Here is an 11,946-nt window from a genome sequence, read left to right as displayed (position 1 = left end):
TGTCCCCAGTCTGATGCGCTTGGTTAGCGCTCGTTGCGATGACGTCCCAGTAAGCGGGAGATCGGATTGCGCGGAGCCGGCTCACTGTCCATGGGCGCAGCCTGCACTGTGGGGGCATTTTCACCCTCACGCCAACGGGAAGGGTCGGCATCTTGGCCCTGGGAGAAACGCTCCACTTCAGAGGCATCCGGGCCGGGCTCCTTGATGCCACATACCTCGCGGTACATCCGGTCGTACTCGAGCGCAGACCGGGACCAGCTGTAGTCCTGCTTCATGCCACGCAACTGGAGATCCTTCCAGCTGTCCTTATGGCGATAGGCCTCCCAGGCGCGCACCAAGGCGGTATAAAAATCAACCGGATCAAAGCGATCGAAGCAGAAACCAGTGCCGCTGTTTCGGCCTGGATCGTGGGGCGGCACGGTGTCGACCAAGCCACCAACCTTGCGCACTACCGGCACGCAGCCATAACGCATGGCCATCAGTTGGCTAATCCCGCAGGGCTCGAAACGGCTGGGCATCAGGAAAGCGTCGCTGCCTGCATAGATCAACCGCGACAAGGCATCGTCGTAGGTCAGGAAGACGGCCACCCGGCCCGGGTAACGCGATGCCAGTTGCCACAGGCCCGACTCCAGACCTCGATCACCGGTGCCGAGCACCACGATCTGCGTGTCGGTGTAGGCGAGCAAACGGTCGGCCACTTGGAGCAGCAGATCAACGCCCTTCTGATCCACCAGCCGACTGACCATGCCAAGCAGGAAGGTGTCTGGATTGACATCCAGACCCATGCGCTCCTGCAGCTCGCGCTTGTTCGCGGCACGCCCGGAGAGATCGTCAGCACTGAAATTACCGGCCAGGGCCTGATCGGTTGCTGGGTCCCAGGCCTCTAGATCCAGGCCATTGAGGATGCCCCAGAGCTTGCCGGAGATGTAGTTGAGCAAACCATCAAGCTGCTCGCCATATTCAGCGGTTCGAATCTCCTGGGCATAGGTGGGCGAAACGGCGTTGACCCGATCGGCATACAGCAGAGCCGCCGCCATGGTGTGATCCCCTTGCATGTACCAAGGGCACCAGGTGATGCGGTCGAGCTTCCAGCGCCAAGGCCCCTGGTACTTGAGGTTGTGGATGGTGAACACCGTGCTGATTTCGGGGTCCTGATGCATCCACACCGGAATCATCCCGGTGTGCCAGTCATGGCAATGCAGCACCTGGGGCTTCCACATGTTCCAGGCAAATTCAGCCGTGGCACTGGCAAAGAACGTGAAGCGCCAATCTTCATCCTCGCCGCCATAAATGCGCTCCGGATCAAACACGGGATGGCCAACCAGATAAATGGTTAGGCCGTTGCTGGGATGGCGGGTTTCATAAACAGCGAACTCCGTGCCCATCGTCTGGGCTCGCCAGATGGGTTCAGCCGGAATCTCGAGCTTGCTCCAGAGGCGGCTGTAGCCGGGCATGATCAAGCGAACGTCATGGCCCAGCTCGCTCAAGGCCGGAGGCAGGGAACCGACCACATCACCCATGCCACCCACCTTGACCATCGGTGCGCACTCGGCGGCAGCAAAAAGCACGCGCATGGTCGTGGGAGCTCAAGAAGGCGCCGCGACTTTAGGTTGTCATCACCAAAAACCCGAAACCGAAATGGCCGGCCGGGTCCGGCTCAGGGCAGCACCGTCACCGGCGTACCGACCCGCACAAGCTCAAACACTTCCTGAACGTTCTCTTCATACAGACGAACGCAACCGTGGGAGACGGCTCGACCGACCGTCCAGCGGTGAGGCGTGCCATGGAAGCCGGCCACGGTGCAGCCATCGATATCAAGGTATTGCTCACCGTCCCAGCCATTTCTGCCCTTGCAGTCGCGATAGAAGCCAATCCAGCGGGAACCCAAGGGGTTCTTCTCCCCTGGGGCGATTTTCTTGCCATTCACAGGATGGGTCCAGACCGGTTGACGCACCTTCTCCAGAACCCGATGCTGACCAGCTGGCGTCTCCCATCCTTCGGTGCCCACAGCCGCTGGATAGCGGCTACGGATTTCACCATCGCGAAGCACCAGCAGCTGACGATGGGTGCGATCGAGCACCAGCTGCAGGCCAAGGCGCTGACGAAGGTCGGTCGGCACCCGCGCCAAGGACGCCTCCAGGGAAATGGGTTCTGCCATCGGCGGAATCGGATCCGCAGGCCGCTTGGGGCGTGACGTATTGGTGGCGCCGGCCGGACCAGCCAGGAGTGCAACAGCAGCGACGGCGGCAGTGAGGCGTAGGAGCATCACAACGAATCCGAAGGAGGGAACAAGCTGCCCCAGTACTAGCTACGGCAGCCAAGGAGAGTCAGAAAAGTCAGGATCACGCTTCTCCAAAAATGCATTGCGGCCCTCCTGCCCCTCCTCGGTTCGATAGAAGAGGTGGGTGGCTTGTCCGGCCAATTCCTGCAGACCCGCCATGCCATCGGTTTCGGCATTGAACGCCGCCTTGAGGCAACGAATCGCCGTAGGACTGTGCTGCAGCACCTCCCGCGCCCAGCGCACACCTTCTCGCTCCAGCTCCGACAAGGGCACCACTGCGTTCACCAGGCCCATCGACAGCGCTTCCTGGGCACCGTAACGACGGCAAAGAAACCAGATTTCTCGAGCTTTGCGCTGGCCCACCACGCGGGCGAGGTAACCAGCACCAAAACCGCCATCAAAACTGCCGACCCGTGGGCCGGTCTGACCGAACACGGCATTGTCTGCAGCGAGGCTGAGATCACAAAGCAGATGCAACACCTGGCCGCCGCCGATGGCGTAGCCAGCCACCAACGCGATCACCACCTTGGGCAAGCTGCGGATCAGACGCTGCAGATCAAGCACATTGAGGCGCGGCATGCCCGCCTCATCGACATAACCCCCATCACCGCGCACGCTCTGATCGCCGCCAGCGCAGAAGGCATAGCCCCCATCCTCGGCCGGGCCAACACCGGTGAACAGCACCACACCGATGCTGCTGTCATCGCGAATGCGGGTGAAGGCATCGCACAGTTCCACCACGGTGCGGGGTCGGAAGGCATTGCGGCGGAAGGGTCGATTAATCGCCACGCGGGCAATGCCATCGCCGCTGCGATCCACAAGAATGTCTTGGTAGTCACCCCAGGGCTGCCACAACGTGCCTGAGTCACCGGGCAAAACCTGGCGGGGCTGAGGGGCGCTCATCAAGAGGACTCCAATGCTGGAGCCATTGTGATCTCCAGCACCTCCCGGCGGAGCTCGGTCCGCAAAGCAGCGTCGCCCTGCCGATCAGTGCAGACCCTCAGCAGCGCAGGGCCCGATTGGGACAACCCCCATTCCAAGGCCGAGGCGAGGTCATCCAGGCAGGCAATCTGCCTGGTGGCAATGCCGTGGGCGGCGGCGAGGGCAAGGGGATCGGTCTTCTGCGGCATGGCAAACAGCTGCTCAAAGGCTTCAGCCGGTGCAGCTGGCACGGGCAACTGCTGAAAGATGCCACCGCCAGCATTGTCGATCAGCAGGATCAGCAGCGGGCCAGAACCGGAAGCATGACCAGCCTGCAACCAACCATTGCTGTCATGCAGCAAGGCGAGATCACCCGTGATCAAGAGGCTGCGGCCGAGCACCGCCGCCAAGCCCAAACCGAGCGAAAGGGTGCCATCAATGCCGGATGCACCCCGGAAACTGAAGCAGGGACGAAGCCCTCGATCTGCAACGGCGAAGGCCTGCCAATCCCGCACGGGACTGCTGGCGGCGAGCATCAACGGCAGCCCAGGCGGCAACAGGCGAGACAACGCAAACATCAGGGCTGGTTCGCTGATGCCGCCGCGGAGGGGAAGGCGTTGCTCAAGCCAAGCCGCGATGCGGCGGTCACGTTGCTGCCAAAGGGCAGACCAGGCGTTGTCAGCCTCGGGCTGTGGCTCCACAAGCGGGAGAGGCAAACAGGCTTCGTTGGCCTGCAACTGGATCTGCGGCCAACGCGCCAAGCCTCCACTCCACTGGCAAGCGCACTGGAGAGGATCAAGGGATCGCTCCTCGCCCTCAGTAATCAACAGGTGGGGGCCGGTGCAGCGTTGCAACCAGGCCTCCAAGCGCCGGCTGGCTGGCATTGGGCCAAGCCGCAACAGCTGCAGCTCATTGACGGCAACCCCAGCGGGGAGTGGCAGTTGATCAGTAAGCAACAGATCCCAGCAGAGCACCTGTCCAGCCAACGTGGCGGGCACCGCCGCCAGCGGATCGACAAGCACGGGCCAACCGCTGCGTTGCTGCCAGCGGTGCAGCGCAGCTTCAAACGCAGGCCGCTGACCCGCGAGTCCGCGCCAAGGGCCGGCCACAACAACACCGGGACGATCCGGGTCCAGCTCAAGCTCAGGAGCGGGGGGCCCTGGCAGCGATGCGACGGCCATGGATGCGGAGCCGACCGGTGGGGACTCCAGGCAATCAATCGACTCCTGCAGAGGGGACCAGTTGCTCCAAAACGCAGCCTGCTGCTCGGCGGAGGGATGCAGTGGCTCTTCAAATGGAAGGTTGAGATGCACGGGCCCAGGCCAGTGGTGCGCTTGGTGCCAGGCCTGCTTGGCAAGCTGCAGCAACTGCGGAGGGGATGCCGCATCCAGGCCGACGTCTGGGCCACTCGCACACCAACGGCAGACGGGCTGGAGGAACTGCTCCTGATTCACCGTCTGATTGGCACCGCAGTGCTTGAGGCGGATGGGGCGATCGGCGGTTAAGAGCAGCAGTGGCTGAGAGGAACGATCGGCTTCCACAGCGGCTGGCAAGAGGTTGGCCACCGCCGTTCCTGAGGTGGTGATCACCGCTGTAGCCCGCCCGCTGGCGGTGGCTGAGCCAACAGCCAGAAAAGCAGCAGACCGCTCGTCCAGGGCTGTCGTGAGCTTGAGGAGACCCGCCCGGGCGAGACCACCGGCCGCCAGGGCCAATGGTCCGGAACGACTGCCAGGACAGAGCACAACCCGTTCAAGCCCCTGGCGATGCAGGCCTTGCAGCAACACGACGGCGGCCTGCAGATTGGCAAGAGGACGGGTCACGGCAGAAGCAGCGCCTGGGAGCAGGGCAAGAGAACAGCACTGATGCGATCCTCGTTGTACAAGCATGAGGCCATGGCAAGCGAAGGCAAGACCAGCCAGAGGCAGGGTTGGCGGGATGTGCTGCTGTGGGTGCTTCTGGCACTGATGTTGCGTTGGCTGGTGATCGAGCCCCGATGGATCCCCTCCGGTTCGATGCTGCCCACGCTGGAACTGCAGGATCGAATCCTGGTGGAGAAGATCCGGCCCAAACTGGCGCACCAGAGGCATCAGGCGCTGTCCATTGGCCGTGTCGTGGTGTTTGCCGTACCCGACCCATTGATGGAAGCGGGGTACGACCCCAACTCAGCCCTGATCAAACGGGTCGTGGCTGGCCCTGGCGATCAGGTGGAGGTGCGCGATGGCGTGCTGTTCCGCAATGGGATTGGCGTACATGAGGCCTGGCTGAGTGAACCGATCGGCTATGCAATGCCGGCCCAGACAGTGCCAGACGGTGACCTTTGGGTGCTAGGAGACAACCGCAATGAAAGCCTCGATTCCCACCTCTGGGGACCGCTGCCGCAGGATCGGGTGATCGGCACTGCGGTATGGCGTTATTGGCCCCTGAATCGGTTCGGTCCGATACGGTTCCCCCCCCAAGCGCAGGCGGGGCCCTCGCCGGAAGCTGCGTTAGGGTCAGTGTCTTGACGGCGAGCGGGCGGAATGTTTAATCCAGAGTTCCTAACCACCGACAGCCAAGACGGCCAACCCGTCAACGGACTGATTCAGTACCTGCAGGATCAATCACCAGACGTTCTTCAGCGGGTCGCGAAATCAGCAAGTAACGATATTCAGGACATCATTCGCCACAACGTGCAGGGTTTGCTGGGCATGCTCCCTGGTGAGCATTTCGATGTGAAGGTCACGGCCAACCGCGACAACCTCGCCAATCTGTTGGCGTCAGCGATGATGACGGGCTATTTCTTGCGCCAGATGGAGCAGCGCAAGGAACTCGAGGAAACACTGTTTGCTGATGATCAGATGGCAGTCAACCCCGATGACGACTTCAACGCCTGAGTCAGGGCTGAGGGCTTGAACAGGGGTTTTCAGGCACTACGCCAAGCTCAAGTAGGCGTTTGTCAATGCTGCCGAGGAACTGCCAGTTGCCAGCACTGGGAGCCCACTGGCGTTGTTCCAGTTGCTGTTTCAGCTCCGCCACAACGTCCGGACTGAAATGCAGAGGGGCGGAATAGTGAGCAGGAACCAACCAACGCAAACCAACCTGCTGCTCCACTCGGGTCAGCCACTCCACAAGGGTCTGACGAGCTCGAGGCAAGACCAGCCTCTCCAGCACCGGGGCCACCTGCAGCCGCGGGAGCGAGTCACCCATCAGCGCAGCAGCAGCAGCCTCCCAGCCCTGTTTCCAAGCAAAGGGATAAAGGCCGAAATGACTGCGCGGCGAACGACATCCAGGCCGAAGCGCATGGCGAAGCACCTCTAACGTGCCGGGAACCTCCAGCGGTTCAGGCCGCAGATAGGAGGCAAACAGCACAAGCCGAGCCCAGCCTCGACGGCGATTGGCAGGCGTGTCGTCCAGAGCTTGATCGCCCCTCTCACGGGCATGGAACAACAACGGTGCAGGGTCGCTGTTGAACACAAGCGGCGGTTCAGCGGCAATCCCGACAAGGGCATCGGTGACAAGCAAGGCCCCAGAAGGCCGATGGAAGCAGCTGATTTCTTGGAAACGACCTACGCCGAGATCGAGGGGGCCAAGCGAAATCCATGCACAAACGTCAGCGTGAGGCACGCCATCGTCGAGCAGGACCCTTGTGCGCCCGGAGGGAATCCCTAGCCAACCAAGGGGAAGCTGCACGGGGAAGCTCCACTGACCTGGGCTCAGCCACACTTCGGCATCAGGAAAAGCGCGTGCCAATGGAGCGAGCGGCAGCTTGTGCTCGAGGCCAGAAGCCGTTGGCAACACGATCGTTTGCACCCGCCCATGCAGCTGCTCGAGTTCAGCAATGGCCGTTCGCAACTCACCCGTAGGTGGCAGCGGATTCACCAGCATCAAACCGCCGGGAACCTTCACCACCGTGAGCCGGATCGGCACCGCCACGTAATACACACCCTGAAGCTGCTCGAGGCTCCAGATCTGTCCGGGGATCAGCTCTTCAAAGTGAGTGGCACGGCGACCATACGGATACAACGGCAGCAGCGGCCACCAGGGCCAGCTTTGGTCCTCTGGCGAGAAGCCCTCAGTTGCACTCAGATCGCTTGGCATCACTCAAATTGACTGTTGCATTGGTTCTGCTTGTTCTTCTGGATAAAAGCTTGTGCAAGGCATAGCCCTTGGCCATCCAGACCTCTTGGCATCCCACAACATGCCCTAGCCATGGCACTGCCCGGCAGCAGCTGTAGAGATCACTCAACTGAGGGATAAGGATGTGGAATCGAGCCATTCAGCGGAGATTGATGAGAAGACAGCCGAGTGGTTCTCAGCCCAGATCACACGATCCATGCCAAGCGACGACAGCAAATCCATTGGCAACGAACTGGAACCCCAGCAGCAGAAGGGCTATTCCACCGATGCCATCAGCTTGGTGATCGCACGTGATGTGCTTCGCAGAGTGCGGAATGGTGATTTAGCTGCTCCAACCAACGAAAATTTGAGGAATTGACCAAGCTCCATCAATTGGCTGAAGCGGCCAGAAACCCCAACGCTGATCAGCAGGATTCACACCAGCTCCAGCCACCACGCTCCCCATCAATTCAGTGATTCTGTAGCGGAATGGTTCACGCCAGGGTCGATCCAGGCACCCCGAGCGAAAAAAGCATCACACGCCACCACAGCCAGGCTGCACTCAGCGACAACCTGACCACCCGCTTGTCAGAAGGGATAAAAACAACGCAGCAAACAGCATCCCTACATCAGAGACCCAATACCCAGCCCGGCACATCGCGGCATGTGTAACCGGCCAAGATCTTTCAAGAAAAGCCATGAGGCCTTCAGTTAATTAACAATGAAATAGGCGAGGGACAGAACAGAAACATTGATTAGACAATGCAAAACCCTCAAACAAGAAAGCGTCATCAATGCGTGATCCGAAAAAGCAATTAAAGCCAACTGAAATGATGGAAAAACTATCAACAAGCAAAGCACTCCAACGCTACACAATTACCAATCCATCCAAGTAACGCATTAATTCCAAAACGTATCAATCATTACGCATCGAGTGCGTGACTGCATACAAAATACTAATTCCTGTTGGCTTAAGCCGACGCCTTCTGTTGTTGAGTCGATCCAACTTTCATCCACGATGGCACTGTTCTGCCTTGATGAGACCACTTCTTTTGCTGCGGCATTATCAGAAGAGTTCATAGCTGCACGACACGCCACCTACAAGCTGCTGTTGAGATGGCAGAACAATCCGGCTGAATGGAACCAACTGCTGCAGAAAGTCTTTGGCCGCTCAGCACCACTTGATCTCAGCGGCATCACGATTGAGATCCTCAACGGACAGGCCATGGCTGGCCTATCTGGCGCCTATGCCCCGGTTGCACCAGATGGCAATGAGCGCATCTATATCAATCAAGACTGGTTAGCAACGGCAAACGCCGATGCAATCCAAGCCGTTCTGCTCGAGGAATTAGGCCATGCCATTGATCACAGACTGAATCAGGGCAATGACACAACCGGTGACGAAGGCGCCATCTTCTCGGCATTGGCTCAAAACCGAGCAGTCGACCTACAAGAACTCAACCAAAATGATCATTCAGAACTTTATATTTCAGGGCAGAGAATAAAAATAGAAGCCTCATCAATCACAAGCTCCGTTAGTTACATCGCAACCGACGGCGTTGTCAAAATCACCCTGACGGGTTCTGACCACATCGATGCCACTGGCAATGCCCTCGATAACACGCTCATCGGCAACAGCGGTAGCAACCTCCTGATCGGCGGCGATGGAAACGACACCCTCACCGGTGGTACCGGCGCCGATCAATTTCAGCTCGGTGGCGGCGATGACCAGGTCACCGACTTCTCCATACCATCAGGCGATACCGTCGGCATCGAAGTTTGGCAGAACTACGTGATCTCCCAGGTCGGGGATGATGCGCTGATCACAGTCGCGTCAGTGGGATCAATCCGGCTGAAAAATTTCAACTCTGGAGACTGGGATGAGGATCAATACATATCGCGGACCGATGCTTCGGGCAACCCCTTCAACCCCGGGGCGGGAGGGGCAACACTGACATCGGCCACCTACAACGCCTCCTCCGGAGCCATCACCGTTACCGGCGCCAATCTCGCTGCCAAATCAGGCGCTAGTAACGATATCGACGTCTCCACACTCACCATCACAGGAGAAGGCGGCAACACCTACAACCTCACCACCGGTGACGTTGAACTCACCTCAGCCACCACCTTCTCCATCACCCTTAACGTCACCGATCAACTGCAACTTGCCGACCTACTGAATAACAACGGCACCTCCTCCGGCGGCGGCACCACTTACAACATTGCTGCCGCTTCTGGTTGGAATCCTGGCGCCGCTTCCTCACCGGCAGACAGCACCGGCAACGCCATCACCGTCTCCAACGTCGCCACTCCAACCCTCAGCTCCGCCACGTACAACAACTCCACAGGGGTTCTCGCCCTCAGCGGCAGCAACCTACCCGCCTATCCCGGCTCCAATAACGACATCGACGTCTCCAAGCTCACCATCACCGGTGGCTCCGGCAGCACCTACACCCTCACCACCGCCAACGTTGAGCTGACATCGGCGACAGTCGCCAGCATCACCCTCAACAGCACCGACCAGAGCAATCTCGACTCCCTGCTCAATAAAAACGGCACTGCCTCCAGCCAAGGCACCACATACAACATCGCCGCTGCAGATGACTGGGCACCCGGTGCAAACAGCAGCACCGACATTGCCGATCTCACCGGTAACGCCATCACCGTCTCCAACGTAGTGGCCACAGAAGAACTCCTTCTCTACATCCAGTCCAAGCTCAAAAAAACGCAGGCCATTGCCTCTCTCACCCTCGCCGCTGACACCCTCTCCCAGTCCATACGCTCAAACCTCACCACCAAAGGCATCACTCTCGCCAGCAAAGTTGTTCAACTCACCCACAGCCTTCCGGAGAAACAAACAGAAGCCAACCTCAACCTCAACCTCGACACCGTCGCACCCAACCTCAACCTTGCCGGCAGCAATGGCGAACGCAGCAAAGATAAAAAGTTCCTCTACTACAACATCAACGATCAAGGCGCTCTTTCTTCCTTGCTCTACAACACCATCACCAGAACTGGGGCTCGCCTTTTCGACACCGATGGTGATGGCATCGGTGATCTCGTCTCCGTCGCACACCGTGATGGCAACACAGGTGATAACGACGCTCAGGCCAATGGTTCCCTCAGCCTGAAAACCACCGCTGCAACCATTGACCTCAATCCTGTCTTCTCTGGAGCAGACAGCACCTTGCTCAAACTTGCTGATGCATCCGACAGCGCCACTGCCGCTGCAGTGAATTTCAAAGCCTCACTCACATCCCGCAGTGACGCCACAAACGCCATCGGCTACATCATCCTCTCCGCTGAGGAATCTGCTGACGCAGACACCATCCTCAAGGACCTTGATCAACTCAAAAGCCGTGCCGTCAGTCTCTTCTCCAGCCTGGAAGCCTCCGATGTCACCCTCCACGACTCTTTTCACTTCCACAAATCACTGCAGCTGCTCAACGGTCAATCCATTCGCTTCTTCTCAACGGCAGATTCACGCCTCACTGATCTGAGCAGCCTCAGTGATTCACGCTTCTCCTGGCTCGATCACACCATCAACTCCGATGGCAGCCTCTCCATTCGCGGCACGCACAACATCGGCGTCTCGCTCTCACAGCAAGACACCGATCCAGGCATAGCAAGCCTCATCGCTCAGAAGCAGGACATCGCACCACTGCTTGACTTCACTGCATTCACCGCAGGAGAAACACTCTCAGGCACCATTCACACCGCCAGAGAAGCTGACTTCGATTCCGTCATTGGCTTCTATCGCACCGTTGACAGCCAAGGCACCGTTCTTGCTGCGGATGGCTCCCTCCTCGCTCCAGGGCAAGACGGCTATGCAGATGCCGCCTTACTCGACTCCAATCGCGTCACCACTCTCGACAATCTCTCCGTTGCCGACAACAAAACCAAAGACACCTCTTTCTCTCTCACCGAATTCAGCCTTCTCGCTCCCTACGCGAAAGTCACAAGCACAGAAACGAACAAGACCAATACGTTCTTTGCCTTTGATGCAGCCAATGCTGATGGGCTCTCACACTTCCAAGCCTTAGGCGAAAACCTCTTTGGCCTAGAAGACTCCCTCGGTGGTGGTGACCGCGACTACGACGACTTCATCCTCGGCTTTAATTTCAAAGCCCTCACCACCTGAGCTCGGATCGTTGAGGCATGGGCACTGAGTTCGAGTCTCTGATCACTCACAACTGAAACCAAGCAAGGCGATCGGCTTGGCATCGAAACTCGCGCGCTCTTCCCTAAGCACCAGCACCCTTCTGGCCTATCCCAGTTGCACACCATCCGCTCCACTTGCACAAAAAGGCAGGGACAACTCAGGGACAACCCCCTCAAACCCATTGCAGTTACTAACTAATGGGTGGCAGCAGCGGCCACCAGGGCCAATGCTGATCCTCAGGTTGGATGCTGTTTAACGCCACTCAGCTGAGGTTCCCTGCCCACGATTCTGCCTAGAGGCGGTGCGTGCAGCAGTCGATTTGAAACCGCCCAGCAGCCAGTGGAATCGAACAGACCTCGAAAGCCGGAACCAAGCCTCAGCCCCCTCTTGACGCCTCTCAACGAAACCGAGCGAAGTGCTGAGCAAATCGTGCACGAATCGGACCAATGGCCGTTGGCGACATAGGTCAGTTCGACGAAAATCGCTG

Annotated in this window: 9 protein-coding genes; 4 read left to right on the top strand and 5 right to left on the bottom strand. The window is 59.0% G+C overall.

What is annotated here, in order from left to right; translation table 11 throughout:
• Positions 1 to 23: 23 nt before the first annotated feature.
• The 4 genes from glgA to menD form a co-directional block, all read right to left on the bottom strand.
• On the bottom strand, positions 24 to 1,574 hold the full coding sequence (gene glgA / locus SIB72_RS09865; protein WP_413743772.1) for a glycogen synthase GlgA: 1,551 nt from the start codon (positions 1,572 to 1,574) through the stop codon (positions 24 to 26).
• Between the two features lie 83 nt (positions 1,575 to 1,657).
• Positions 1,658 to 2,266, bottom strand: a complete 609-nt coding sequence (locus SIB72_RS09860) for a L,D-transpeptidase (protein WP_115017977.1) — start codon at positions 2,264 to 2,266, stop codon at positions 1,658 to 1,660.
• A gap of 42 nt (positions 2,267 to 2,308) precedes the next feature.
• Positions 2,309 to 3,184 carry a 1,4-dihydroxy-2-naphthoyl-CoA synthase gene (menB, locus tag SIB72_RS09855; RefSeq protein WP_413743771.1) on the bottom strand — a complete coding sequence of 292 codons (876 nt, stop codon included), beginning with the start codon at positions 3,182 to 3,184 and terminating at the stop codon, positions 2,309 to 2,311.
• Entirely contained in the window at positions 3,184 to 4,983 is a 1,800-nt protein-coding gene (gene menD, locus SIB72_RS09850; protein ID WP_413745095.1) for a 2-succinyl-5-enolpyruvyl-6-hydroxy-3-cyclohexene-1-carboxylic-acid synthase, read from the bottom strand. Before menD ends, menB begins: the two co-directional genes overlap by 1 nt.
• A 111-nt stretch (positions 4,984 to 5,094) precedes the next feature.
• Between menD and lepB the strand changes: the two genes are divergently transcribed.
• Positions 5,095 to 5,706 carry a signal peptidase I gene (lepB, locus tag SIB72_RS09845; RefSeq protein ID WP_413745094.1) on the top strand — a complete coding sequence of 204 codons (612 nt, stop codon included), beginning with the start codon at positions 5,095 to 5,097 and terminating at the stop codon, positions 5,704 to 5,706.
• Positions 5,707 to 5,721: 15 nt separating this feature from the next.
• Positions 5,722 to 6,075, top strand: a complete 354-nt coding sequence (locus tag SIB72_RS09840) for a DUF760 domain-containing protein (protein WP_115017968.1) — start codon at positions 5,722 to 5,724, stop codon at positions 6,073 to 6,075.
• A gap of 1 nt (position 6,076) precedes the next feature.
• Here the strand turns inward: SIB72_RS09840 and SIB72_RS09835 are convergent, their stop codons facing one another.
• Positions 6,077 to 7,279, bottom strand: a complete 1,203-nt coding sequence (locus tag SIB72_RS09835; protein WP_413743770.1) for a DUF4336 domain-containing protein — start codon at positions 7,277 to 7,279, stop codon at positions 6,077 to 6,079.
• Between the two features lie 235 nt (positions 7,280 to 7,514).
• Here SIB72_RS09835 and SIB72_RS09830 point away from each other — a divergent pair, with 235 nt between their 5' ends.
• A complete protein-coding gene (locus SIB72_RS09830; protein WP_413743769.1) occupies positions 7,515 to 7,676 on the top strand; it encodes a hypothetical protein in 162 nt (53 codons plus the stop codon).
• A gap of 639 nt (positions 7,677 to 8,315) precedes the next feature.
• On the top strand, positions 8,316 to 11,438 hold the full coding sequence (locus tag SIB72_RS09825; protein WP_413743768.1) for a beta strand repeat-containing protein: 3,123 nt from the start codon (positions 8,316 to 8,318) through the stop codon (positions 11,436 to 11,438).
• Positions 11,439 to 11,946 lie beyond the last annotated feature (508 nt).

It is taken from the genome of Synechococcus sp. MIT S9451 (genome assembly GCF_047304725.1).
GTDB lineage: Bacteria > Cyanobacteriota > Cyanobacteriia > PCC-6307 > Cyanobiaceae > Synechococcus_C.
This window is presented reverse-complemented; position numbering and strand designations above follow the sequence as displayed.